Here is a 24,866-nt window from a genome sequence, read left to right as displayed (position 1 = left end):
TCGCTCCGAGCGGACAATAGTCAAAAAAGAATCGGCGACGAGCGTTAGTCTTCGGTCGTGAACTCGCGGTCGTAGCCGAACGGGTTGTACGCGCGGCCGCCGCCCTCGAAGAACTTGTTGAAGAACTCGACGTACTCGAGACGCACGGCCTGCAGGCCGGCGCTCGTGACGCCGAGCGCGAGGACGACCAAGTGACCGACGACGAGGACGAGCAGTCCGCCCACGACGCCCGCGGCACCCGAGTGGAAGATGCCGCCGAACAGGACGTCGGTCACCTCGTGGCCGTGGTACATGTCACCGACGTGGTACATGTGGCCGAGGCCGAAGTGCCACTCCGCCTCGCTCCCTTCGCCCGTGACGAACACGCCGAAGACGAGCAGGTTGACGGCGAACGCCATCGACGCCTTCGCGATGAGGACCGCGCCGAGACGCGTGTACGACAGGACGTTCGAAAGCGGGGCGGCGAACTCGACGAGTTCGGCCAGTTCGCCCATCCCGAGGAGCACCGCGCCGAGGATGTACAGCCCGAAGCCACCCCAGCCGACGATGAACGAGAAGCCGGAGAAGCCGAGCGGGATGAGCCCGTCAGCCGCGAACGTGGTGAACAGGAACTCCGGCGGCACGCCACCGAGCGCGTCGCTGAAGATCCAGATCCACAGGCCGTTCAGCATGAGGATCCACGAACCGCTTTCGAGGACCGCGTCCTTCGGACCGTGGAGCTGGTAGTTCTCGAAGAAGTCGAAAACGTAGCCCACGTTGACGTGGATGATACCGACGGCGACGCTCACGGTGAGCCAACCGAGGGCCCACTCAGCGGTGGCCGGCGACAGTCCCTTCTCGATGGGCGGGTGCGACAGCCCGAGCATGCCTTCCCAGAAGTACTGGGTGATGAGGTGGAAGCCGAATATCTCGCCGTAGAGGATGCCGAACAACGTCGTGAACAGCCCCGCGGCGATGGTGACGCCACCCATGCTCTTGAGCGCGCCGTCGTCGAACTTCGAGTAGAGGAAGAAGCCGATGGCGGTGTAGATGACACCGTACCCGAAGTCACCGATCATGAACCCGAAGAACGTCGGGAACGTCAGGAACAGGATGATGGTCGGGTCGAACTCGTAGTAGCTCGGGCGGTTGACCGCCTGCACGAGGAGTTCGAACGGCTTGACCGCGCCGCTGTTCTTCTGGACGACCGGCGGGTCGTCGTTGGCCATCGAGACCGTGCCGCCGTCGGTGGCGGCGACCGTACCGCCGCTCTCGGCGACGTCCTCGCGCGCGTGGTCGTGCCCGTCACGCGAGAACTCGGCGCGTTCGAGCTCTTCGACGGCGACGTGCTCGCCGACCTCGTCTTTGAGCGTTCCGGCAAACGTGTTGTAGCGCTCGCTGGGAATCCAGCCCTCGGCGACGAAGGCGTTCTCCGTCGTCGCGAACGAAAGCGGCGCTTCCGTCTTCTGGACGTCGATTGCGAGGCGCTCTTCGGCGGCGAGGAGGAACTCGCCCTCCTCGACGGCGATGTCGTGGAGCTCGGACTCGACGGTCTCGAGCTTCGACTCGACTTCGCGTTTCTGCTGTTCGAGGTCGCGGATGTGCTCTTCGGGGCTTCCCGAGGCGTCCGGGACTTCGAGCGTGGCGAACTCGACGCCGACCAGCGCGTCGGCGAGCGCCATCTCGTCGGCGCCATCGACCGGTCGACCGAAGACGGCGTGCGTGCGCTCGCCCGAGAAGATCTCGTAGGCGCTGATGTCGTCGGCGTCGACGACGGCGCGCTCGACGGGGTCGACCTTCCCCTGTCCGACGACGACCTGCAGGGTCTCGTACCCCGAAAGCAGGTCGAGGTCGAGTCCGAGGTCGACGAACGGCTCCATCGCGTCGATTTCTTCGTCCACCGCGCGAAGCTCGTTTTCGAGCTCGGCGCGGCGGTCGTCCAGTTCGTTGACCTCGGCTTGGATCTCTTCGAGGGGCTCGCCGAGCGCGTCGTCGGGGACGATGCGCTGTCGGCCGGAGTCGGTGTCTTCGACCCCGAGGATGCTCTTGAGCGAGCGGACGGTGACGAGCTTATCGGAGGCGCTTTCGGCGCCTTCGATGGGCGACCCCGTCTCGAATCCGAACTCCTCCTGCCACGAGCCGTCGTATTCGGTGACGTGCAGCAGTCGGAGGTCGTGGACGGCCTCGATGACCTCGGGCATGACGCCCCTGGAACCGGTCACCGAGACCTTGCTCATCTGCTCAGGTCTGAGCATCCACCGCCTCCTCGAATTTGCCGATGGCGAACTCGACCGCGTCGTCGATGTGGTCTTCCGCCTCGGCAACCAGTTCGTCGCGGGCGTCCTCGCCTTCTTCGAGGATGCGTTCCCGCTCCGTCTCTATCTCCGTGCGTCCCTCCTGTAGACGCTCGGATTCGAGCTCTGCGGCCTCTTCTTCGGCCTCGGAGCGAATCTCATCGGCTTCCTCACGCGCCTCCGCGACGAGCTCCTCACGTTCGGCCTCGGCCTCTTCAACGATGTCGTCGGCCTCCTGCTCGGCCGTTTTGATTCGTTCGAGAACCTCTTGTCTCGGCATACTCGTATCACAGGAACGTTGCACAAGCGCTGTATAAGGTGTTTGCGGAAAGTCTGTGACAGTCGCTCGGGGAACGCCGCGATTCACCCCCCTCGAACGCCGACCGGCGCGGCGAATCCGCACCGTTATCATCGGCGAGTCCTAATCCCGGCGCGATGGGAGTCCTCGAAAACAAAGCGCGGGCCCGCCTGTTCTACAAGTACCTCTCGAAGGTGTACGACCGGGTGAACCCGTTCATCTGGAACGAGGAGATGCGCGACGAGGCGCTGGAGATGCTCGACATCCAGCAGGGCGACCGCGTCCTCGACGTGGGCTGTGGCACCGGCTTCGGAACCGAGGGACTGCTCCGCTACACCGACGACGTCCACGGCCTCGACCAGAGCATCCACCAGATGCAGAAGGCGTGGGAGAAGTTCGGCAAGAACGACGAGGTCCGGTTCTACCGCGGGGACGCCGAGCGGCTCCCCTTCGCGGACGACGCCTTCGACGTCATCTGGTCGTCCGGCTCCATCGAGTACTGGCCGAACCCGGTCACCGCGCTCGAGGAGTTCCGCCGCGTGGTGAAACCGGGGAACAAGGTGCTCGTCGTCGGCCCCGACGACCCGAAGTCCGGCGTCTTCCAGAAGCTGGCGGACGCCATCATGCTGTTCTACGACGAGGAGGAGGCCGACCGGATGTTCGAGGCCGCCGGCTTCGTCGACATCGAACACCACATCCTCCAGCGCCAACCCGGTAGCCCGCGGGCCATCGTGACTATCGCGCGCGTGCCGGAGGAGTAAGCCCCAACCGCGCCGAGGTCGACTCGGACGCTCGTTTTCGCCGCGGCCGATTTACGACGCTCTCGCTTCGAGCGTCGCGACCGGCGTGTCGCCGTCGAAGACGCGAACGGTCACCGTCGCACCCGGCACGATGTCCGGGTCGTTCGTCCCCGCGAGTTCGAGCGTCGCCGTCTCGCCGACGGTCCACCGTGAGTCGGCGGCGGCGTTGAACGGGCCGGTCGGCCCGGGTCGGAAGCCGCTGGCCGAGAAGAACGGCACGGGCGGTTGGTGCGCGAGCGGCGCTCCGTCAACCGAGATTCGAACCGCGAGCGAATCCACGTCCAGCGGCGCGCCGCCCTCGTGAACCAGCGACAGCGTGTCACCCGAGACGGACAGCGACAGCGCCGTCGGTCGCGTCGGTGACGGCGCGGAGTCGGCCGCGTCGAACGCCGCCGCGCCGACGGCGGCCGCGACGACGACCACGAGACCGACGAGGAGCACGCTCCCGAGGAGCACGGACGAGCCGCGAGTCGAGGTGCGGAACTGGCGAGGCATCGAGACGGGGTGGCCCCGTCATCGGATAAGAAGCTCCGGTCAGCCGCCGCCGGGCGGGGCGGGCGGGCCGGCCTGCGAGACCGTCGAGACGGAATCGGCCGACTCGGTCGACCCGGTTCCGGTCGACTCGGTCGGCGTCGACGTGACCGTCGGAGACGTGTCGTTTTCCGCGGCGGTCGCGTTCCCCGCGAGGTAGGGCATGGGCGTCGGCGAGGTGGTGAGCACGACCGCCGAGTTACCTCTGATGACCGTGACGGTGTAGGACGCCGACGGCGAGACGGTCCAGATAGTCCCGTCCGAACCGGTGTGACCCAAGAGCGTGCTCTCCTGGCTGGCTTCGAGGCCGATCGTGACGTTCGCGTCTACCGGGTCGCCCGTTTCGCTTTCGTTCAACTGGATGCGAAGCGGTCCACCGGGGTAGGTCCGGTCGACGCTGAGCGCCAGCCCGTCTCTGACCCCGCTCGCGCTGTCGCGGGTCGCAATCGATTCGAGGGGGCGCGTCTGGGACTCCTTGAACACTCGCCCGGTTCCGGAGTCGACGTACGCGGTCAACTGCCCGTCCCGGTAGTTGATCTGCACGCGGTGACTGTCGCCGGCACTGATGACGTTGGTCCCGTTCTGCGCGGCGCGGTTCGAGTATATCGTCGGGTAGTTCTCCGCGACGATGTCGAGCGCCTCCTCGTAGGAGACCGTGTTCCGGTCGCGGTTGCGGAGGTCGGCGCGGTAGGCCTCGCGGACGTACTCGCCGTCGGCGACGACGCTGAGGACGAACCCGGTCTCGCTCGTCCGCACGGAGAACCGCGCGGCGTCGGACTGGCCGGTCACGACCGAGACGGCGTGCGTCCGAACGGGGCCGGTGAACGTGTCGAGTTCGCGTTCGAGCGCCGCGAGCCGCCCGGAGCTAATCGAGAAGTCCGGCGTCTCGCTCGTGATTTCGCGGAGGGCGACCCGCCGGTCGTCGAGCGCCCGCGCCTCGGCGTCGATTCGCGCGAGTTCGATGAGGAGGTCTCGCGCGGTGATGTCGTCAGCGTTGAACCGCTCGATGGCGGAGCGCTGTGCGCTCTGGAGCGCAATCGCCCGCTGTTCGATGGTGTTGAGCTCGTCGAGGATGAGCTGTTGCCGGGTGCTGTCGTCGGTCGCGGACTCGATGCGCTCGATTGACGCGCCCGTCTGAATCCGGCCGCCGGCCCCGAGGGCGGAGAAATCGAGGGACGGGCCGAGGTCGACGTGATGGGCCTCGACCGTCGCCCGGGCCAGCTCCGACGACGGAATGTCGAGGACGTGAATCGTCTCGTTGGACGGCGACTCGACCTGTGCGGGCTCCGCTTCATCGGGAGCCATCGAGTGGGTCGACCCGTCGGCGGGACCGGCCGCGCCGAGCACCGGCGACGCCACGAGAAGCATGACGACGACGAGCGGGAGGGCTTTCATCGCCGTGAGGGTACACGGGGGCAGTACTAAAATGACCCTCTTGACGCGGTCGCCGTCGCCGACATCGAGGGACGCATCTCGACGGCGTCTGACACTGTTGAATCGATGGAAAGCGTTTTCATCGCCGGATGAAACGGATTTACGTATGCGGAGCGCCGCCCTCATCGTCGCCCTCCTCACCATCGTCGCCGGCGTCACAGCGCCGGTGGCGGCCACAGACGCGGCTGCTGCCGGCACGCAGAGCGCGGACACGGTCGTCGGAGACGCCGGCTCGCGCGCGGGCGCGGAAGAAATACCCAGTCTCGGTCGCTCGTCGCTCGTCGCCCAGCAGACGAATCTCGACCGGTCGCCGCAGACGGAGATATCGATTCAACTGCGTGCCGACCGCTCTGCGGACTGGCGGGTCGAGATGCGCTACGAGCTCGACACGCAAAACGAGACCGCGGCGTTCGAAGAGTACGCACAGGAGTACGAGCAGGGGACCGCCGACACCGGTCCAGACGCGGCGTTCTTCGGACGCATCAGTCAGACGGCCGCCGAGCAGACCGGCCGGTCGATGACGGTTCAGAACGCGACGACGACGGGCTACGTCGAAAACGGGACCGGCGTCCTCGTGTTGACGTTCACGTGGACCAACTTCCTCGAACAGACCGACGAGGGACTGCGCCTCGGCGACGCGCTGTCGGCCGGTGACGACGAGACGTGGCTCACGTCGCTTCGGTCGAATCAGAACCTCACGATTCAGACGCCGCCGGGCTACGCCGTCAGCGACACGAACCTGCCGCTCGAAAACAACGCCGTCGTCGTCGAGGGGCCGCGGACCTTCGAATCGATCGACCAGTTGACCGTCACGTACGTCTCGACGGGCACGGACAGCGCGATTCCGTGGACGCTCGTCGGCGGCGGTGCGGTCGTCCTCGCGGTGCTCGTGGCGGGCGTCGTCCTGTTCACTCGGCGGGAACCGGGCAGGGGGACTCCCGACGGAACGTCGACAGCGACGACGCCGCCCGAGCCGCGACAGGAGTCGGCACAGGAGCCGACCGACGACGAGCCCGCGCCCGCCGAAGAGCCCGACGACGTCGACCTCGACCTGCTCTCGGACGAAGAGCGGGTCGAACTCCTCTTGGAGCGGAGCGGCGGGCGGATGAAGCAGGCGAACATCGTCAAGGAGACCGGCTGGTCCGACGCCAAGGTCTCACAGCTCCTGTCGGCGATGGCCGACGAGGGGCGCGTCGAAAAGCTCCGCCTCGGCCGTGAGAACCTCATCTCACTGCCCGACGAGGACGAAGACGAGGCGTGACGAAGACGAGGTGTAATCGGACGACGGGGGCGCCGGTGGCCGCGGTGCGAAAACGTTTATTTGCCCCGGTCGGTAGTGAACGTTGATGAAAATTCTCGTAACCGTCAAGGAGGTCGCCGAGGTCGAAGAAGACTTCGAGCTCGACGGGCTCCGCGTGGCGGAACGGTACCTCGACTACGACCTCAACGAGTGGGACGAGTACGCGGTCGAGGAAGCCGTCCAAATCGCCGAGGAGAGCGACGACGACGTGGAGGTCGTCGCCGTCACCATCGGCCCCGAGCGGTCCGAAGAGACCATCCGCATGGCGCTCGCCAAGGGGGTCGACCGCGCGGTCCGCGTGTGGGACGACGCGCTCGACGGCGTGGACCTGCTCGACGTGGGCGCGAAGACGCGCCTCCTCTCGGCGGTCGTCGAGGACGAGGACCCCGACCTCGTCCTGACGGGCGTGCAGGCGAACGACGACAGCTTCGGCGCGACCGGCGTCTCGCTCGCCTCGGCCATCGGCTTCGAGTGGGCCGCGGTCGTGAACGCGCTCGACCTCGACGCCGAGGGCGGCGTGGCGAACGTCCGCCGCGAACTCGAAGGCGGCGTGGAGGAGCTCACCGAGGTGGACCTCCCCGCGGTGCTCACCATCCAGACGGGTATCAACGAGCCGCGCTACGCGAGCCTGCGCGGGATTCGACAGGCTCAGTCGAAGGAAATCAAGCCGCTTGCGCTCTCCGACCTCGGCCTCGACGCCGCGGCGGTCGAGTCCGACCTCGTCCTGACCGACGTGTACGAGCCGGAGACCGAGTCCGACGCGACCTACTTCGAGGGCGACGCCGGGGAGCAGGCCGCCGAACTTGCGACCGTCCTCCGCGAGAAGGGGGTGGGCGCGCAATGAGCGACGTGCTCGCCGTCGTCGAGCACCGCCGCGGGAGCCTCCGCGACGTGTCGTTCGAACTCGTGACCGCCGGGGCCGACCTCGTCGGCGACACCGGCGGCGACCTCCACCTCGCGGTCGTCGGCGGCGACGTGGACGCCTTCGCCGAAGAACTCTCGCTCGCCGGCGTGGACGCGATTCACACCGTCGCCGAGGGCGACGAGTTCAACCACGACGTGTCCGTGCAGGCCGTCGCGGCCCTGTACGAGGCACTCGACCCCACGTACGTCCTCATGGGCAACACGGTCAACGGCCTCGACTACGCCCCCGCGGTCGCAGAGCGCCTCGACCTCCCGCTCGTGACCGACGCCATCGGGCTTGAGAACGACGGCGGCCTCGTCGTCACCCGCGAGATGTACGCCTCGAAGGTCGAATCGACCGTCGAGGTCGACGCCGACCGCGCCGCGGTCACCGTCCGCCCCGGCGAGTGGGACGCCGCCGAGGAGCCGGGCGAGCCCGCCGTCGAGGCGTTCTCGTTCGACCTCGACGAGTCTCAGGTGCGCTCGCGCGTGACCGGCTTCGAGGAGGTCGGAAGCGGCGACGTGGACATCACCGACGCCGACGTGCTCGTCTCCGTCGGCCGCGGCATCGAAGAAGAAGAGAACATCGAACTCGTCGAAAGGCTCGCCGACGCGCTCGGCGCGACGCTGTCGTCGTCGCGGCCCATCGTCGACAACGGCTGGCTCCCGAAGGACCGGCAGGTCGGCCAGTCCGGGAAGGTCGTCACGCCGAAGTTCTACATCGCAATCGGCATCTCCGGGGCCGTTCAGCACGTCGCCGGGATGAAAGGTGCCGAGAACATCGTCGCCATCAACACCGACCCCGACGCGCCCATCTTCGACATCGCCGACTACGGCATCGTCGGCGACCTCTTCGATGTGGTGCCGGAGCTTATCGAGCAGTTCGAGTAAGCGCCCAGCGGTTTTTGGTCCAGATTTTTCGGGTCGAACGAGTCGAACAGCAGTTCGGCGGGACGCAACTGCTCATCCTCGCGCGCGAGGTCACTGACTAGGCACCGCACAGCGGGAATCACGTCCTCTATTTTCGGTCAGAAACGGCCGCGAACGACCGCTCCCGCTCTCGGTTTCTCCAAATCCGGTACGTACTTCCCTACCCAACCCTACGAACCGACAATGGAATACCTGGAGCGCCGGGTCACGATGGTAAACGACCGCCTCGAGGAGGTCGTCTCGGCGGTCGAGCCGTCGGAACTCGCCGACCAACTCGACCACGTCGCTCTCGCGGGGGGCAAGCGCGTCCGCCCCGCCGTGACCATCCTCGCCTGCGAGGCCGTCGGTGGCACCCCCGAGGACGCCGTCGACTTCGCGGTCGGCGTCGAACTCGTCCACAACGCCTCGCTCGTCGTCGACGACATCATCGACCGGTCCGACATCCGCCGCGGCACGCCGAGCGCGTGGGCCGAGTACGGCTACGGGCCGGCCATCATCGCCTCCGACGGCCTGCTCGGCGAGGCGTTCGCCCTCCTGTCGTCGTCCGACCGCGCCACCCGCATCGTCGCCGAGTCGATGGTCGAACTCGGCGAGGGCGAGGCGACCGAACTGGTCGCGGTCCCCTCCAACGAGGCCGAGTACATGCAACTCGCCCACCGAAAGACGGGCGCGCTGTTCCGCGCCGCGGCCGAACTCGGCGCGGTCGCCGCGGGCGGCGACGCCCACGTCGTCGAGGCGTTCGGCGACTACGCGGCCCGCGTCGGCGTCGCCTTCCAGATTCGCGACGACGTGCTCGACGCCACCGCGGACGCGGAAGAACTCGGCAAGCCGACGGGGCAGGACGCCGAGATGGGCCGGCCGTCGCTCGTGCAGGTGACGGACCTGACCCCCGAGGAGGCGAACCGCCGGGCCCGCCAGCAGGCCGACGAGGCGCTTTCGGCCCTCGACGCCTCGGGCGTCGAGGACTCCGAGCCGCTGGAGTATCTCCGCGACCTCGCGGAGTTCGTCATCGTCCGCGAGAGCTGACGAGTCTGGTTCGAGTTCCGAACTGACGACGCAGAAAACCCACAGAACACACCGAGCGGCGCGACCGCCCGCGACTGATTACGCCGGTTGCTCGCTTTCGCCGTCGGAGCCGGTCGGATACCGGGACTCGGCCACCGCGAACGTCAGCGTGCTCAGCACGCCGAGGAGCGTGCCGACCGTGAGCGCGACGGCGAGGCCGGGGAGGTAGAACTTCCGGACCCCGGCGACGCCCTCCGGAAGGAAGAAACCGGACAGCGCGTACAGCACGATGGCGATGGCGAACACGTAGAACGGCGCGTTGAGATACCGCCACTTGAAGCGGTCGTGGAGGTACTCGTCTGTCACCTGTCCGAGACTGCTCGTGATGCCGGCGGCGGCGAACCACTCGACCGCGCCGTGGACGAGCGTGGCGAGGACGAGCCCCGGCGCGGGGTCGCCCGCGACGCTGTCCGAGACGGTTTCGAGGAGTTCCGCCCCGCGGACGCCGCCGACGACGAGGAGCGCGGCGGCGGCGACGTAGGTGATGATGGTGACGCGGCCGGCGTAGAGGACGTTCCGCGCGCGGTTGGCCGCCTCGTCGACGGCCGATTCGAGGCCGAGACCGCGGAACAGCGTGTACAGCCCGAGCAACGCCGAGATGAGGCCGAGGACGACCGCGCCGGGCACGTCGAAGAAGCTGGCGATGGTGACGAAGGGGTAGATGAGAAGCAGGATGCCGAGCGGGACGAGGATGGTCCCGCGGGTCTCGGGGTCGGCGAGCACCTGCTTCATCGTGTAGTACATCGATTCGAGGTTCTGGGCTTGCCTGACGACGACCCGGCGGACCCCGTCGATGGGGACGCGCGAACGGATGACCGGGAGGACGGACTCGTCCTGTGCGCCGTCGGTGATGACGATGGCGTGGACTGGCTCGCCGGTCGAGAGGCTCGCGAGGACGGTGTCTATCTCGTCGCCGATGGCGCGGTTCGCCTTCACGTCGCTCCCTTCCAACCCGGTGACCGCCGCGACCTCGACTTCTTCGTCCTCCGATTCGAGCAGTTCGTCGTGGACCTGAATGCCCTGAAAGAGGACGTTCACGTCGGAGTCCTCCGGGTCCGCGGTGGCCAGCGCCACCGCGGCGTCCTCGACGCGCTGTCGGCCGACGACGGGCGTCGACAGTCCCGTCTTGCGGCCGAGGTCGTCGTCGAGGTCGACACAGAGGACCAAGAGCATCGTTGACTCCTATGCCACGGGGATATATCTGCTTTCGGGGGCGCGGCCGCGGTGGCGCGGTCCGTCGGTCTCGCGGAGAAGCGGGCATCCCCGCGGCGCGGTCGCGGTCCGTCTGTGCGCCGCCGGTCACACGGTCGCGCCGGCTTCCCCGACGGGGTCGAAAAGCACCTCGAAGCGCGCGCCGGCCGCGCCGTCGGCGACGCGGATTATCCAGCCGTGAGAGTCGACTATCTGGCGGACGATGTCGAGGCCGAGGCCGGTTCCGTCGCCGCCTTTCGTCGAAAAGCCCGAGTCGAAGACGCGGTCGCGTATCGACGACGGGATGCCCGGACCGTTGTCCTCGACGAAGAAGCCGCGGCGCGACGGGAGCGCGCCGACGCGAATCACGAGCTCGGAGTCGTCGCCGCGGTCGGTCGCGTCGGCGCGGTCGTTCCGAGCGTGCTGGAGCGCGTTCCGAAACAGGTTCTCGAAGAGGCGCGTCGTCCGGCTCTCGTCGGCGTCGACGACGGGGAGCTCGCCGATTTCACAGCGCACGTCGCCTGCGTTCGACGAACACATGTCCCATGCCGTGGCCGCGGAGTCCGCCAGCGAGACCGTCGACGCGTCGAGGACGGAGTGCTCGTCGCGGGCGAGAGAGAGGACGTCTTCGACCACGTCGGTGATGCGCCGGTGGGCGCGCTCGACGTGGTCGAGATGGGAGTCGTCGTCGAGTTCGCGGGCGAGTTCGAGTCGGCCCTGTGCGACCGCCAGCGGCCCGCGGATGTCGTGGGAGAGGACGCGGGCGAAGGCGTCGAGCCGGGCGTTCTGCTGGGCGAGTTCGCGTTCGTGGCTGATGCGTTCCGTGAGGTCGGAAATCACGCCGAGGATGTTCGTCACGTCGCCGTTCTCGTCGAGAAGCGGGACCGCGCGGGCGGTGGCCCAGCGGATGGTTCCGCTCCCCTCGGGAACGAACCGGAACTCGAACTCGTACTGGTCGTCGACGGAACCGTCTCGGATGTCGGCGAACATCTCGTCGACAGCCCGCCGCAGTTGGTCGCGGTCGTCGACGTGGATGAGGTCGAGGAACGAACTCGGGTCGTCGTAGAGGGGCGACACGTCGCGACCCCAGGCGTCTTCGAACTGGTCGTTGATGTAGACGACGTCGAGCTCGGTCGGCTCCGAGATGAACACCATGTCCGGGAGCGACGAGATTATCTGTCTGGTGAGGCGCTCGGAGCGCCTGAGGAGTCGTTCGGACTCCAGTCGAGCCGTGACGTCCATCGCGGTCCCGACGACGACCGGCTCGCCGTCGACCGTCGTCCGCTGGCCGGTGATTTCCAGCGCGGTCAGCTCGCCGTCGTAGTTGCGGACGCGGACGGTGTACGACATCGATTCGACGCTCCCGTGGGACCTGTTTCGCAGGCTCTCGTCGACGATGGCGCGGTCTTCCTCGACGACGAAGTCGGTGATGGGTCGACCGACCACCTCGTCCGTGTCGTAGCCGAGCAGGTTCGAGAGGTACTCGTTGACGAACTCGACCCGGCCGTCGCGTATCACGTACAGGCCGACGAGCGACTGGTCGGCGATGAGCCGGAGCCACGCGTGCAGTTCGCCGAGTTCGGTCGACTGGCGGGCCGCGACGACCGCGTTCGAGACGCGGTGGGCGAGCACCGCGGTCTGCGCGTCGGCCGGCCGCTTGTCGACCACGTCGGAGACCCCGGCGGCGAACGCCTCGGCGACCACGTCCTCGGAGTCGAGCCGCGTGTACAGAATCACCGGTGGCGGGTTCGGCGACTCGCGGACGCGGAGGAGCGTGTCGAGGCCGGCGGTGCCGTCGAACTCGAACTCGGTGACGATACAGTCGAACGGCGACTCGGCGTGCGCGTCGAGCGCCGCGGTCGGGTCGGCGACCGCCGTGACGTCGAGGCTGTCGCATTCGTCGAGCGCCGATACCGTGTTCGCGGCGGTCTCGGGGTCGTCGTCGACGAGGAGAACCCGCACCGGGGGCTCAGCACGAACGACGGAACCGAGAGACATAGCGTATTGTCAGTCACATACAATAATAATCATACCGGCGGAACGCGCAGGCAATCGACCGAAGTCGGACGCCTTTTGACGATGCGCCAAGTAGACATCCGTAATCGAATGATCTCGAAGGGATGCGAACAGTGCGCCATGGGCGGAAAGATGGTGCTGTTCGTCTACGGGTACTGCGACCAGCGCGATTGTTTCTACTGCCCGCTCGGCGAGAATCGCAAGAACGTCACGGACGTGTACGCGAACGAGCGGAAAGTCGAGTCCGACGCGGACGTCATCGAGGAGGCAAAGCGCATGGACGCGCTCGGCTCTTCTATCACCGGCGGCGAACCGCAGGAGGCGCTCGACAAGACCTGTCGGTACATCTCGCTTCTCAAAGACGAGTTCGGCGAGGACCACCACATCCACCTCTACACCGGTATCCCGGGCGGCCGCGAGAACATGCGTCGCCTCGCGGAGGCCGGCCTCGACGAGATTCGCTTCCACCCGCCGCTCGAACTCTGGGGCGACATGCACGGCACCGAGTGGGAGGACATCCTCTACATCGCCCGCGAGGAGGGCCTCACCCCGGCGTTCGAGATTCCGGGCATCCGCGCCGAGCGGGAGTTCCTCGAGTTCCTCGACGAGGGGGCCGCGGAGTTCTGCAACATCAACGAGTTCGAGATGTCCGACGGCAACTACCGCCGGATGCAGGAGAAGGGCTACGAACTGCAGGACGGCCACATGTCGGCTGTCGACGGCTCGAAGGAGGCCATCCTCGACGAGATGGGCGACCACGAGCGCGTCTACTTCTGTACCTCCGTGTTCAAGGACGCCGCCCAGCACAGAAACCGCCTGAAGCGCATGGCCCGCAACCTCCGCCGCCCGTTCGACGAGGTGACCGACGACGGCACGCTCGTCTACGGCAAGACCTACACGCCCGCCGAGCGCTTCATCGAACTCGGCGTCCCCGACGAGTTCTACAGCATCAAGTCGAACCACGTCGAGGTCGCGTGGTGGCTCCTCGAAGAGATGATCGAAGACGGTGACGTCGACGACGGCGAAATCGTCGAGCAGTACCCGACCTACGACGGTACTGTGGTCGAGCGGACGCCGTTGGCCTAAATTCAGTCTTTTTGGTCCAGATTTTTGCGGAGTGAGCGGACGCCGCTTGCCCGAGTTCAGTCTTTTTCGATTCGGGTGTTCACGCGAGCGTCACGACCGATAGCGGCGGTTCGGTGTCCGGGTTCTCGTGAGCGCGACGAACAGACTCGGCGTGAGCGCCGCGACGACGGCCGCGGCCGCGGTCGGTCCGAGAGGGAGACGCATTGCGACGCCGATGCCCGCGACCGCGACGCCGACGAACACGCCCGCGGCGACGCCGGCGCGCTGTTGGCGATGGGTCGGTCGAAAGCCGCGGGCGTCGGCGTAGAGCGCCCCCGAGAGTCCGAGGACGAATCCGAGGAGCGCGCTCGTCGTCCCGAGGCGGGGCGCGAGCGCGAGGAACGCCGCGCCGCCGACCGCACAGCAGGCGAGCGACGCGACCGGGGAAAGCGGGTTCACGTCCGCGCCGAAGCGGACCGCGTAGGCGACGGGGGGAAGCGACACCACGACGGCGGCGAACAGCCCGTCGAGCGGCTCGACCGTCGCGCGTTCGAGGACGGCGGTCGCCGCGGTCAGGAGTCCGATGACCGCGCCGAGGCCGAGAACGACCCGGGGTGGCAACGCCTCCGAGGGGTCGTCCGACCGGAGGACGCCGAAGGCGGCGAAGGGGTAACAGACGACGGCACCGAAGAGAAGCGGGCGAAACAGCGCCCCCGAGAGGACCGCCGCGGAGACGGTCGCAGAGAGGCCGAGGAAGACGCCGATGAGGAGTGCGAACTCGGGGACGCGTTCTGCCATACCGCGGGGTTCGAGCGCGCGACGGAAAGCGTTTCGGCGGGCGACGGGCTACCCGCAAGCGTTTAGAGTGCCCCTAGTGTACCTCCCGGCATGTCCGACTGTCCACTCGCGGACGACTGCCCGAGCTTCTCAGAACGAATCGCGGGCATGGGGTGTCAGTACTACAGCGACCGGGGGGGCGCGGAGTGGTGCGACCACTACGAGCGACCCATCTCCGAGCTCAAACAACAGCCGGTCAAGCCGGGCGAGGAGGTCATCGTCACCGTCGAGGACATCCACGAGAGCGGTGCCGGCGTCGGTCGGACCGAAGACGGATTTATCGTCTTCGTCGACGGGCTCCTCCCGGACGCGCGCGCCGTCGTCCGCATCGATCAGGTGAAAGGGAGCCACGCCCGCGCGAAGAAAATCGTCGAGCGCCTGCCGCTGGACCCCGACGCCGAGGAGAGCGAGGCGGGCGAAGCGCCCGAGGCAGACGCCAAATCGACGGGGAGCGGTCGCGACGGCCCGAAGCGCCCCGAGGCGCTCGGGAGCCGAGACAACTTCTGGGGCGAGTAACGCCGACGCGTCGGCGGCGTCCCGTGGACAGTCAGCCTGCTGTATCTTTTTTCACCCCCGAGCCCAACCCCGAGGTATGAGCGACGCCGGACGCGACGACGAGACGGTCCCCGACGTAGACCAACTCCTCGACAGGGCGGGGTTCGACCCGGAGACGAGCGTACTCACCCGGCGGCAAGCCGAGGTGCTCGCACTGCGCGAGCGTGGGGTCCGACAGTCGACCATCGCCGACTTCCTCGGCACCTCGCGCGCGAACGTCTCCAGCATCGAGGCGAGCGCCCGCACCAACGTCGAGAAGGCCCGCGAGACGGTGACGTTCGTCGACGCGCTCACCGCGCCGGTCCGCGTCGAGGTCCCCGCCGGAAGCGACCTCTACGACGTGCCCAAGCAGGTGTACGACGCCTGCGACGCCTCGGGCGTGAAGGTGAACCAGACCGCGCCGGACCTGATGAAAATCGTCTCCGACGCCGCCGGCGACGCGGTCGAGGGACGCGAGGTTCGAGAACAGCTCTTCGTCGGCGTCACGAGCGACGGGCGCGTCCGGGTCCGCCGACACGCCGACGGCGTCTGAACCCGCGTCCGCGTTCCGCGGCGTCCGTCCCGACCATCGCGCCCCGAAACGAAAGCGAACCCGATAACCTCGGTTCGCCACACGTCGTGCCGCGAGGCCCACGCTTTTGCTCGCGGCGGCCGTCGCCTCTCGCATGGACCTCGGACTCGACGGCGACACGGTCGTCGTCACGGCGAGTTCGGCCGGCCTCGGGCGCGCGAGCGCCGCGGCGCTGGCCGACGAAGGAGCGAACGTCGTCGTCTGCGGGCGCGACCCCGAGCGCCTCGCGGCGACCGAATCGGAACTGGGCGACCTCGACGGCGACGTGCTCGGCGTCGAGACCGACATCACGAGCAAGGGAGACGTCGAGGCGCTCGTCGAGGCGGCCGTCGAGGAGTTCGGCGGCGTCGACCACGTCGTCACCTCGGCCGGCGGCGTGCCGCCGGGCGGGTTCGCCGACCTGACCGAACAGGAGTGGTACGGCGCGTTCGACATGCTCGTCATGAGCGCCGTCTGGACCGTGCGGGCGGCGCGACCGCATCTCGAAGCGAGCGACGCGGGGACGATTACCTGCATCACCTCCACCTCTGTCAGGGAGGTCATCGACGACCTCATCCTCTCGAACGCGGTCCGCCGCGGCGTCATCGGCCTCGTGAAGTCGCTGTCGCGGGAACTCGCGCCGAGCGTGCGAGTGAACGCGGTACTGCCGGGCGCACACGAGACGAGCCGCATCGAGGAACTGGTCGAGGCGGCCGTCGAGCGCGGCGACCACGACACCTACGAGGAGGGGCTGAACTCGTGGTCCGACGGGATTCCGCTGGGCCGCGTGGGCGACCCGCGGGAACTCGGCGACGTGGTCGCGTTCCTCGCCAGCGACCGCGCGAGTTTCGTCACCGGGGCGTGCGTTCCGGTCGACGGCGGGCGACTGCGGAGCGCCTGAGCCGCGCCCCGCCGGTCACGGCGCAATTTTTGAGGGCGACACCGACGCCGCCACGTCCCCGTGGACCCGCGACCTGAGCGCGAGGTGCGAGAGTCCCACGAGGAGCAGGCCGGCGAAGTACACGAGAAGCGCCGCGCCGACGAGGCCGGCGTTGAGGTCGATACCGGCGACCGACGGGACGTTGCCCCCGTAGCGTTCCCACGCGACGGGGCGCGTCGAAATCACGGCGAAACAGCCGTAGGCCACGACGCCGAGCGCGAGCTGAAACAGGTGCGGAACGTCGGCCAGCGACAGCCGCCCTCCCCTCCCACGCTCGTCGCCGAAGACGCCGCCGCGGACGCGTTCGTGTCTGAACGGGGAGTCCGACGACCCCGCGAGCGCCGCCTCGATGACCGCGAGGTGCTTCGCCACGAAGAGCATCTGGTTGTGAGTGAGAATCACCTCGACGAACACGAGACCGATGAGAATCGGGACCATCCCGAGATACACGAGGTGGCCGGCGTAGAGCGCGTAGCCGATGACGGCGGCGATGGCAGCCATCAGCCCCTGAATCCGCCTGCTCTGTTGGTCGATGAGGTCCTGTTTTTCGCTCTGGAGGCACTCGTACTGCGTCAGTAACTGTTCGACGCGCTGACGTCGGTTCGGAAGGTAACGGTCGCCCATCCTGTCAGTCCAGCTTAACTACGCGGAGAAGAACCGTTCGGTCAGAACATCTCTTTCCGCTTCAGCCGCGAGACGACCTCGCGGACCTGCTGTGCCTTTTCTTTCGGGACGACGAGCACACGGTCGTCCCACGCGACGACCGCGAGGTCGGAGACGCCGACGAGCGAGACGCTCGCGCCGTCGGTGGCGACGACGTTGTCCGCGGCGTCGACGAACACCGGGTCGTCGCCGAGCGCGACGTTGCCGTCTTCGTCGCCGTCGATGATTCGTTCGAGGGCGTCCCACGAGCCGAGGTCATCCCACTCGAAGTGGACCGGGACGACCGCCGCGTCGGCGGCGCGCTCCATCACCGCGTAGTCGATGCTGACGGCCTCGACCGCCGCGAAACCGGCGTCCGTTTCGCCGTCGTCGAGGGCGTCGATGAGGGGAAAAAGCGGCGAGTCGCGCGCGGCGGAAAACAGCGCCTCGGGCGTCCACGCGAACATCCCGGCGTTCCAGAGGTAGCCCTCGTCGACGTAGCGGGCGGCCGTCTCGGCGTCGGGCTTCTCGTGGAACGCGGCGAGGTCGCGGTAGTCGCCGCGGTCCGCGCCGGGTTCGATGTAGCCGTAGCCGTCGTCCGGGCGAGTGGGTTCGACGCCGAAGGCGACGAGGGAATCGGTGTCGGCGGCGACGCGCGCGCCGCGGGCCATCGCCTCGGCGAAGCCGTCGCCGACGTGGTGGTCGCTCGGGAGGACGACGACGACCGGGTCGTCGTACAGCTCGGCGATGCGGTGGGTCGCGTAGACGAGCGCCGGGCCGGTGTCCTTGGCCGCGGGTTCGACCACGACCTCGGCGTCGGGCGCGTGGTCGGCGATGTCGTCGGCGAACGCGGGGCGCGTCGAGACGACGACGTGGTCGGCGAAACCGGCGCGGGCGACGGTCTCGGCGAGGAGGGAGCGGTCGCCGCCGAGCGGGAGAAACTGCTTGGGCCGGTCGCTCCGGCTCGCGGGGTACAGGCGGGTTCCGGTGCCGCCGGCGAGGACGAGCGCGACGAGTGGTCGGTCCATACGGACCGGTGGCGCTACAGCCTCAAAACCGTACCACGTCGTCACCCCACCGCTCCGACCACGTCGCCGACCATCTCGCCTACCACGTCTCGACTATCCCCTCGCGGATGTCCTCGACACAGCCCCGACAGTCGGGGTGGTCGGCGTCGAAGCAGGCGGGGCGGCCCCTCCCGTCGACGGCGACGGCGCGGCGCTCGGCGTGGCGGCGACAGACGATTTTCGCGCGGCCCTCGCCGTCCCGCGGAAGCGAGTGCGCCGGCGACGAGTCGCGGCCGTCTCGATAGGCGCGTTTGACCTCCTCGTAGCGCTTGCCGGCGTTTCGAGCGGCACTGCGAATGATGCTTTCGAGGCGGTCGTCCATGGTGTCGAATGCGTCTCCGTGGCTATCAATTCCTCGCTCGGTGCGACGGTTCTGGCGCGCTCTCGGAGCCGACGTTCACTTTCACCGCGCCGTTTGCAACTTTTTATATGAGTACGCGTCCAACCTCGATATGCCTCCCAATGGAAACCAAGGTGGAGGCGAGGTAGACCATGACTGATTTGCGAACCCACGCGGCTGAGATAGCCGACCAGTTCTCGGACCACCTAGACGTGTCCGCGGACGAAGTCGAAGAACGATTAGAGAGCCTCGTCAGCGAGTACCGAGTCCCCGTCGACGAAGCGCGGCGGAGCGTCGTCAACAGTTACCTCGACGAGGCCGGTATCGAGCGCGACGAGCTCGCCGGCGGCGCCGGCGGGAACGAACAGACCCTGCTCAACGACATCGACGAAGACGAAAAGTGGGTCGACGTGCGCGCGAAGGTCGTCGAACTCTGGGAACCCCGGAGCGAGTCCGTCGCGCAGGTCGGCCTGCTCGGCGACGACTCCGGGCGGATGAAGTTCATCGCCTTCACCACGTCCGAACTCCCCGAACTCGAAGAGGGGAAGTCGTACGCGCTCGGCAACGTCGTCACAGACGAGTACCAGGGCAACTTCTCCGTGAAGCTCAACCGGACGACGAGCATCACCGAACTCGACGAGGAAATCGAAGTCGGCGACGACTCGACCAGCGTCGAGGGCGCGCTCGTGGACATCCAGTCCGGAAGCGGCCTCATCAAGCGCTGTCCCGAGGAGGGCTGTACGCGCGTCCTCCAGAACGGGCGCTGTTCCGAACACGGCAGCGTCGAAGGCGAGTTCGACCTCCGCATCAAGGCCGTCGTCGACGACGGCGAGGAGGTCCACGAGGTCATCTTCAACCGGGAGATGACCGAGGAGCTGACCGGTATCGAACTGGACGAGGCGAAGCAGATGGCCATGGACGCCCTCGACACCACCATCGTCGAAGAGGAGATGCGCGGTGACCTCGTGGGGTTCTACTACCGCGTCACCGGCCCGACGCTGGGTCGGTACGTGCTCGCCAACGAAGTCGAGCGGCTGAGCGAGCCGGCGGACGCAGAAGAACTGCTCATCAAAGCGAGGTCGATGTAAATGAGTTCCAACGAAATCCCCACCCGAGAGGTCGCCCGGCGCGTCTTCGCACAGGAGTTCAACGACGCCGGTTACACGTTCAAAGAGTCAGACGACGAGCGCGCGCCCGTCTATCTGTTGCTCCCGACCGGCGAAAGCGCCAACCGCGTCTTCCTCGTCGGCACGCTGACCGAGAAGGAAGACGTCGGCGAGGACAACGAGTACTGGCGCGGTCGCATCGTCGACCCGACGGGGACGTTCTTCGTCTACGCCGGCCAGTACCAGCCCGAGGCCGCCAGCGCGCTCCGCGACCTCGACGCGCCCGCCTACGTCGCGGTCGTCGGCAAGCCGCGGACCTACGAGACCGACGACGGCAGTATCAACGTCTCCGTCCGCCCCGAGTCCATCACCGAGGTCGACGCGGCCACGCGCGACCGCTGGGTGACGGAGACCGCCGACAAGACGCTCGACCGCATCGCGGCGTTCGACGACGAGGGCGACGAGTACGCGCGGATGGCCCGCGAGCACTACGACCTCGACCCCGAGGAGTACAAACGCGCCGCCATCGCCGCGCTCGAAAGCCTCGAACAGGCCGACGAACTGAGCGCGTAAGCAGACGCGTCTCGTCGGCGACCCGGCGCGTCAGCGGGACGCACACCGGCCGGCGAACGCCCTCGAACACCGACTGACGGCCGATTTCCACCGTCACACGCCCCTTTTTGCGACGAATTACGACGCCCGAGACCCCTCGTCTGACGAACCATTAAGTGGCCTCACCACGGACCGAGAGATATCATGGGCAACAAGAACAAGACCATCTCGTTTCGCGTCAACGAAGACGCGTTCGAGACCCTTCGGGAGATCGCCGAGGAGCGGGACATCTCCCTGTCCGCCGTCTTCCGCGACTACGTGGACACGTTAGTTGCCCACGACGGTCAGGTGCAGGTCGTCCCCAAACACGAACTCGAAAAACTGCGCGAGGGCGAAGACGAGTCGTTCCCGCCGACCGTGGAGGTCCCCAAGAGCTTCATCCGCGAGCACGAGCGCCTCGAACTGGAGGCCGAACACCTCCGCGAACAGCTCGAAGAGCACAAGGGCTACGTGAACTACCTGCGCGAGCAGGTCGAAACCGACCACGACGACGTCGAGGAGGTCATCCAACTGGAGGACCTCGATACCGGCGACGAGCCGTCGTTCCGCCTCGGCTAAGCGTCTCTCCCGTCTGTCTGCGGCGTTCTCTCTTCCCGATTCATTCAGCGAGGACCGACGAGGTCCTGCTTCGCCCGCCGCGCCTCGTCCTGCATCTCCCGGTCGCCTTCCACGTCCGCGAGCGCCTCGACGGATTCGAGCGTCCGGACCGAGTCGTCGAGAAACGAGAGCACGTCGCCGGGGTAGGCGTACACCATGTAGTCGTCGCTCATCACGTCCACGATGGCGTCGGGGCCGAGCCCCTGCGCGCGGAGTTCGAGCAGGTACTCGATGAACTGGCGTTCGGGGTAGCCGGTGTAGATGTCGTCTGAGTTCTCGCAGTCGAGGAAGTCCTGCGCGAAGTCGAGCAGGCGGTCGCGGGTGGCGTCGTCAACCTTGGCGAGCCCCTCGCCGGAGTAGAGGATTTCGAGGGTCGCACCGCTGAAGACACGCTTGGGGATGTTCGTATCCAGTTGCGAGACGATCTGGCGGTGGTTTTTGAGATAGATCTTGTCCGTGATAGCCACTGCTACCCGCGACTTCGAGCCACCGCGGCAAAAGCGTCCCGCTCGCCGGCGCGGGCGGTCGGTGGGGGCGACCTCTGTTACGTACTGTCATTCCGGGACCGTAGCGTAACGTATTTTAGTCGTAGCGGATTAGGAAGGGTTGCAACGTGTCCGGGTTGGGGTAGTGGACTATCCTTCAGCCTTGTGGAGGCTGAGACGCGGGTTCAATTCTCGCACCTGGACCTTCTTCACATTCTCACTCTTTCGAGCGTGTGCTCGCGTCAGCGAGCACCGCGAGAACTCACGAGAATGTGCGAAGTCGAACCGAGAGAATTGAATCGGCGAGCAACTTGTTGCGAGTGAGGTTCAATTCTCGCACCTGGACCTCTTCTTTACATTTCGACCGGTGAGCGCCGCAATCGAGAGAGGAGCACCGCGCATCGCCCACCAGACCCAAGTGTGTCACACACTAACATTCATCGTGGGATGAGAACCCAACTCCGCGCGGACAACTCGGTGTTCGACCGCATCCGCGACGCGATACTCAACCGCGGCGACCCGGAGGACAACGAAGACCCCGTCGGCCCCACGGTACCGACGGGCTGACCGGTCGCTCCGCAGAGTCGTCGTCGGTTCACCCCGCTTTTCCGCGAGCCGGTGCTCGAACCGCCGGGAGCGAAGCGGTTCGTCCGGAAACGTCGAGACGACCGTCGTCGCCGACAACCCGAAGGGAACGCCGGAAACGGGCAGGTCTTTCTTCCGGGCGTCATACGGCCCAGTCATGCAGGCCGCCATCCTCACCGTCGGCAACGAACTGCTCGCGGGGGACATCGAGAACACGAACGCGACGTGGTTAGCTCGGCGGCTCACCGAGGGCGGGGCGACGGTCGCGCGGATTCAGACGGTCCCCGACGACCACGGGGTCATCGCCGAGACGGTCGCCGACTGGGCGGCCGCCTTCGACGCGGTCCTCGTCACCGGCGGCCTCGGCGGGACGCCGGACGACATCACGATGGAGGCCGTCGCCGCCGGGCTCGACCGGGCGTTCGTCGTCAACGAGGAGGCCGAAAGGCAGGTCGAATCGACCATCGCGGCGATTCTCGAACGCCGGCCCGACATCGACTTCGACCTCGAACCCGAGTGGTATGCCTCGATGCCCGCCGACGCCGAGGTGCTTCCGAACGAAGAGGGCCTCGCACCCGGCTGTCGGGCGGGGAACGTCTACGTCTTGCCGGGCATCCCCACGGAGATGAAGCCGATGTTCGAGTCCGTCGCCGAGCGGTTCGCCGGCGACGTTCGGTCGCGGGTGGTGTACGCCGACGCGCCGGAGGGAGCCGTCGCCCGCGAACTCGGCGTCGTCGCCGAGCGCTTCGGCGTCGGCGTCGGGAGCTATCCCAACAGCGGCGGGCCGACGCGAATCAAACTCACCGGCGGCGACCCGGCGGCGCTCGACGAGGCGATGGCGTGGTTCCGGTCGAACGCGACGGTCGACCTCTACGAGAGCGAGGCGGCCGTGATGGCGGCGCGCGAAGCGGAGACGGACGGCGAGAAACGGGATAGAACCGACCACGACGACGGACGGCTTGGCGGCCGCGACGAGTAATCGAGCCAGCGGGTGGTTGGCTGGTCAGCGGAGTTGTGCGAGACTGGCGTCGGCGCGGGGCATGGCGTCGAGCGACCCGCGACTGCGGATGATGTTGAAGGCGGTGACGAGGTCCGACCGGGAGACGAGGCCGACGAGTTCGCCCGCCTCGTCGACGACCGGGAGGCGGCCCACGCCGCGCTCCTGCATGAGGGCGATGGCGTCCATCGCGTCGGCGTCGGGGGTGATGGTCGTCAGTTCGTCGCTCATGATGTCGTCGACGCGGAAGGCGTCGCGCTCGACCTCCTTGACGCCGCGGGCGTCGTCGAGGGTGACCATGCCGACGAGGTCGCCGTTTCTGAGGACCGGGTAGCCCGTGTGGCGCTCGACGAACATGCGTTCGAGGAGTTCAGCGACGGAGGTCTTCTCGTCGACCACGTCGAGGTTCTCGCGGCCGGTCATGATGTCGCGGACGACCACGTCTTGGAACGTCGCCTTGAGGACGGTCTGTTGGGCCTCGCCGGACGCGCCCATGTAGATGAAGAAGGCGAGCGCGACGAGAAACAGGTTGAAAAAGAGGCCGAACAGGCCGAGCAGGAACGCGAACACCTTGCCGACCTCGGCGGCCATCTGCGTCGCTTTCGCGTGCGGGCGGTTCCGCGCGAGGAGCGCCCGGAGGACGCGCCCGCCGTCCATCGGGAAGCCGGGGAGCATGTTGAACACGGCGAGCGAGACGTTCACCAGCGCGAGGTAGCCGAGGACGAACTGCGCGGGGGCCTGCGACGCGGGGAGCAACAGGAAGCCGGCGTAGGAGACGACGCCGATGGCGACCGAGACGAGCGGGCCGGCGACGGCGATGGTGAACTCCTGTTTCCAGTCCTCGGGTATCTCCTTGAACCGGGCGACGCCGCCGAAGAGCCAGAGCGTGATGGACTCGATTTCGTAGCCGTAGCGCATGGCGACGAGCGAGTGGCCGAACTCGTGGAGTAGGACGCCGGCGAACAGGCCGATGGCGGCCGCGCTCCCGAGCACCCACTGCATCGACCCCGCGGAGATGGCCGCGCCGTCGATGCTCGCGCCGAAGAGGTCGTTGACGATGACCGCGAGATTCGCCACGTCCGATCCGATGAGCCACGCGAAAAGCGGGAGAACGATGAGGAACGTGAGGTCCAACTTTATCGGGATGCCAAAGACGCTACCGATGCGGATTCCTCGCATACCCGTAGGTAGCCGCGGAGGGGCCTTAAGTAGTCAGGGCGGAGAGACGGGGAAATGCTTACGCGGGCGGGCAATCGACGGGGAGACATGAGCGATTCCCGACCGGAGCCGGTGGTCAAGCGGAGCGCGGACATCGAGTACGAGGCGGTCGGCGCGGCCGACGGGATGTCGAAGGGCGTCCTCGTCTCCGAGGCCGACGGCGCGCCGAACTTCGCCATCCGGCGGTTCGTCCTCGATTCGGGCGCGTCGGTGCCGAGACACACAAACGAGGTCGAACACGAGCAGTACGTCCTGTCGGGGCGATACGTCGTCGGCATCGGCGACGAGGAGTACGAGGTCGAAGCCGGCGACTCGCTTTTGATTCCCGCCGGCGTCGTCCACTGGTACCGAAACGAGTCCGACGAGGAGGGGTCGTTCCTCTGTGCGGTCCCCAACGGCGACGACGCCATCGAACTCGCCGGCGACGCCGACGCCTGAGCGCGGCCGGCCGTCGGTGGCCCTCGGGGGCCGGGAACGAGGAGACACGGTACGAAGCCGCGTGCGGGTCGCTATCGAATCTGAGCGGTCG

26 protein-coding genes and 1 tRNA gene are annotated in these 24,866 nt (G+C 67.4%); 15 read left to right on the top strand and 12 right to left on the bottom strand.

All coding sequences use genetic code 11. The features are described 5' to 3' along the window. Window positions 1-44 precede the first annotated feature (44 nt). The gene (locus tag C438_RS08875) at window positions 45-2,234 is read right to left on the bottom strand and encodes a V-type ATP synthase subunit I (RefSeq protein ID WP_049917903.1); all 2,190 of its coding nucleotides are present in this window, start codon (window positions 2,232-2,234) and stop codon (window positions 45-47) included. Continuing rightward, complete coding sequence (gene ahaH, locus C438_RS08870) at window positions 2,221-2,553, bottom strand: ATP synthase archaeal subunit H (protein ID WP_004969021.1); 333 nt, start codon at window positions 2,551-2,553, stop codon at window positions 2,221-2,223. The genes C438_RS08875 and ahaH overlap by 14 nt, the downstream gene beginning before the upstream one ends. 155 nt (window positions 2,554-2,708) lie before the next feature. On the opposite strand from ahaH, the gene C438_RS08865 reads away from it, so the two are divergent. Continuing rightward, entirely contained in the window at window positions 2,709-3,332 is a 624-nt protein-coding gene (locus C438_RS08865; protein WP_004969020.1) for a methyltransferase domain-containing protein, read from the top strand. A gap of 51 nt (window positions 3,333-3,383) precedes the next feature. Here C438_RS08865 and C438_RS08860 read toward each other — a convergent pair whose 3' ends face one another. Next, window positions 3,384-3,866, bottom strand: a complete 483-nt coding sequence (locus tag C438_RS08860) for a type IV pilin (protein ID WP_049917901.1) — start codon at window positions 3,864-3,866, stop codon at window positions 3,384-3,386. Window positions 3,867-3,905: 39 nt separating this feature from the next. Further along, window positions 3,906-5,297, bottom strand: coding sequence for a DUF7094 domain-containing protein (locus tag C438_RS08855; RefSeq protein ID WP_004969018.1), 1,392 nt, complete (start codon window positions 5,295-5,297; stop codon window positions 3,906-3,908). Between the two features lie 145 nt (window positions 5,298-5,442). Between C438_RS08855 and C438_RS08850 the strand changes: the two genes are divergently transcribed. From C438_RS08850 to C438_RS08835, 4 genes are all read left to right on the top strand, one after another. Next, on the top strand, window positions 5,443-6,597 hold the full coding sequence (locus C438_RS08850; protein ID WP_004969017.1) for a helix-turn-helix transcriptional regulator: 1,155 nt from the start codon (window positions 5,443-5,445) through the stop codon (window positions 6,595-6,597). An 85-nt stretch (window positions 6,598-6,682) separates the two neighbouring features. Continuing rightward, window positions 6,683-7,480 (top strand): electron transfer flavoprotein subunit beta/FixA family protein, encoded by a 798-nt coding sequence (locus C438_RS08845; protein WP_004969016.1) that lies wholly within the window; start codon window positions 6,683-6,685, stop codon window positions 7,478-7,480. Then, entirely contained in the window at window positions 7,477-8,430 is a 954-nt protein-coding gene (locus C438_RS08840) for an electron transfer flavoprotein subunit alpha/FixB family protein (protein WP_004969015.1), read from the top strand. The genes C438_RS08845 and C438_RS08840 overlap by 4 nt, the downstream gene beginning before the upstream one ends. A gap of 222 nt (window positions 8,431-8,652) precedes the next feature. Further along, complete coding sequence (locus C438_RS08835; protein WP_004969014.1) at window positions 8,653-9,495, top strand: polyprenyl synthetase family protein; 843 nt, start codon at window positions 8,653-8,655, stop codon at window positions 9,493-9,495. Between the two features lie 78 nt (window positions 9,496-9,573). Here C438_RS08835 and C438_RS08830 read toward each other — a convergent pair whose 3' ends face one another. Beyond that, on the bottom strand, window positions 9,574-10,707 hold the full coding sequence (locus C438_RS08830) for a DUF373 family protein (protein WP_004969013.1): 1,134 nt from the start codon (window positions 10,705-10,707) through the stop codon (window positions 9,574-9,576). Between the two features lie 126 nt (window positions 10,708-10,833). Beyond that, the gene (locus C438_RS08825; RefSeq protein WP_049917899.1) at window positions 10,834-12,723 is read right to left on the bottom strand and encodes a PAS domain S-box protein; all 1,890 of its coding nucleotides are present in this window, start codon (window positions 12,721-12,723) and stop codon (window positions 10,834-10,836) included. A gap of 108 nt (window positions 12,724-12,831) precedes the next feature. Here C438_RS08825 and C438_RS08820 point away from each other — a divergent pair, with 108 nt between their 5' ends. Beyond that, complete coding sequence (locus tag C438_RS08820) at window positions 12,832-13,827, top strand: radical SAM protein (protein ID WP_049917897.1); 996 nt, start codon at window positions 12,832-12,834, stop codon at window positions 13,825-13,827. 90 nt (window positions 13,828-13,917) lie between these two features. On the opposite strand, the gene C438_RS08815 is transcribed toward C438_RS08820, so the two are convergent. Then, the gene (locus C438_RS08815; RefSeq protein WP_004969010.1) at window positions 13,918-14,604 is read right to left on the bottom strand and encodes a hypothetical protein; all 687 of its coding nucleotides are present in this window, start codon (window positions 14,602-14,604) and stop codon (window positions 13,918-13,920) included. Window positions 14,605-14,694: 90 nt separating this feature from the next. On the opposite strand from C438_RS08815, the gene C438_RS08810 reads away from it, so the two are divergent. From C438_RS08810 to C438_RS08800, 3 genes are all read left to right on the top strand, one after another. Continuing rightward, window positions 14,695-15,159, top strand: a complete 465-nt coding sequence (locus C438_RS08810) for a TRAM domain-containing protein (protein WP_004969009.1) — start codon at window positions 14,695-14,697, stop codon at window positions 15,157-15,159. 76 nt (window positions 15,160-15,235) lie between these two features. Further along, the gene (locus C438_RS08805; protein ID WP_004969008.1) at window positions 15,236-15,730 is read left to right on the top strand and encodes a Tfx family DNA-binding protein; all 495 of its coding nucleotides are present in this window, start codon (window positions 15,236-15,238) and stop codon (window positions 15,728-15,730) included. A 133-nt stretch (window positions 15,731-15,863) separates the two neighbouring features. Continuing rightward, entirely contained in the window at window positions 15,864-16,649 is a 786-nt protein-coding gene (locus C438_RS08800; protein ID WP_004969007.1) for an SDR family oxidoreductase, read from the top strand. Between the two features lie 15 nt (window positions 16,650-16,664). On the opposite strand, the gene C438_RS08795 is transcribed toward C438_RS08800, so the two are convergent. The 3 genes from C438_RS08795 to C438_RS08785 form a co-directional block, all read right to left on the bottom strand. Continuing rightward, window positions 16,665-17,312 (bottom strand): hypothetical protein, encoded by a 648-nt coding sequence (locus C438_RS08795; RefSeq protein ID WP_004969006.1) that lies wholly within the window; start codon window positions 17,310-17,312, stop codon window positions 16,665-16,667. 41 nt (window positions 17,313-17,353) lie between these two features. Further along, a complete protein-coding gene (locus tag C438_RS08790) occupies window positions 17,354-18,358 on the bottom strand; it encodes a mannose-1-phosphate guanylyltransferase (protein ID WP_004969005.1) in 1,005 nt (334 codons plus the stop codon). A gap of 79 nt (window positions 18,359-18,437) precedes the next feature. Continuing rightward, window positions 18,438-18,719, bottom strand: a complete 282-nt coding sequence (locus C438_RS08785) for a DUF7091 family protein (RefSeq protein ID WP_004969004.1) — start codon at window positions 18,717-18,719, stop codon at window positions 18,438-18,440. A 170-nt stretch (window positions 18,720-18,889) separates the two neighbouring features. On the opposite strand from C438_RS08785, the gene C438_RS08780 reads away from it, so the two are divergent. The 3 genes from C438_RS08780 (at window position 18,890) to C438_RS08770 (ending at window position 21,013) form a co-directional block, all read left to right on the top strand. Beyond that, on the top strand, window positions 18,890-19,825 hold the full coding sequence (locus C438_RS08780) for a replication factor A (RefSeq protein WP_004969003.1): 936 nt from the start codon (window positions 18,890-18,892) through the stop codon (window positions 19,823-19,825). Continuing rightward, the gene (locus C438_RS08775) at window positions 19,826-20,416 is read left to right on the top strand and encodes an RPA family protein (RefSeq protein WP_004969002.1); all 591 of its coding nucleotides are present in this window, start codon (window positions 19,826-19,828) and stop codon (window positions 20,414-20,416) included. It begins immediately after the preceding gene. A gap of 183 nt (window positions 20,417-20,599) precedes the next feature. Beyond that, on the top strand, window positions 20,600-21,013 hold the full coding sequence (locus C438_RS08770) for a ribbon-helix-helix protein, CopG family (protein ID WP_004969001.1): 414 nt from the start codon (window positions 20,600-20,602) through the stop codon (window positions 21,011-21,013). 44 nt (window positions 21,014-21,057) lie between these two features. Here C438_RS08770 and C438_RS08765 read toward each other — a convergent pair whose 3' ends face one another. Beyond that, complete coding sequence (locus tag C438_RS08765; RefSeq protein ID WP_004065429.1) at window positions 21,058-21,519, bottom strand: DUF5814 domain-containing protein; 462 nt, start codon at window positions 21,517-21,519, stop codon at window positions 21,058-21,060. Window positions 21,520-21,668: 149 nt separating this feature from the next. Here C438_RS08765 and C438_RS08760 point away from each other — a divergent pair. Together C438_RS08760 and C438_RS08755 are read left to right on the top strand one after the other, a co-directional pair. Then, a tRNA-His gene (locus tag C438_RS08760) sits at window positions 21,669-21,741 on the top strand. Between the two features lie 538 nt (window positions 21,742-22,279). Next, window positions 22,280-23,101: a competence/damage-inducible protein A gene (locus C438_RS08755; protein WP_004969000.1), complete on the top strand. Its 822-nt coding sequence runs from the start codon at window positions 22,280-22,282 to the stop codon at window positions 23,099-23,101. 24 nt (window positions 23,102-23,125) lie between these two features. Here the strand turns inward: C438_RS08755 and C438_RS08750 are convergent, their stop codons facing one another. Beyond that, window positions 23,126-24,298, bottom strand: coding sequence for a M50 family metallopeptidase (locus tag C438_RS08750; protein WP_004968999.1), 1,173 nt, complete (start codon window positions 24,296-24,298; stop codon window positions 23,126-23,128). Window positions 24,299-24,385: 87 nt separating this feature from the next. On the opposite strand from C438_RS08750, the gene C438_RS08745 reads away from it, so the two are divergent. After that, window positions 24,386-24,775, top strand: coding sequence for a cupin domain-containing protein (locus C438_RS08745; RefSeq protein ID WP_004968998.1), 390 nt, complete (start codon window positions 24,386-24,388; stop codon window positions 24,773-24,775). The last annotated feature ends 91 nt before the right edge of the window (window positions 24,776-24,866 follow it).

The organism is Haloferax denitrificans ATCC 35960, from assembly GCF_000337795.1.
In the GTDB taxonomy this organism is placed as follows: Archaea; Halobacteriota; Halobacteria; order Halobacteriales; family Haloferacaceae; genus Haloferax; species Haloferax denitrificans.
Note: the sequence above shows the minus strand (reverse complement) of the source record. Positions and strands in the feature narration are given on the sequence as shown.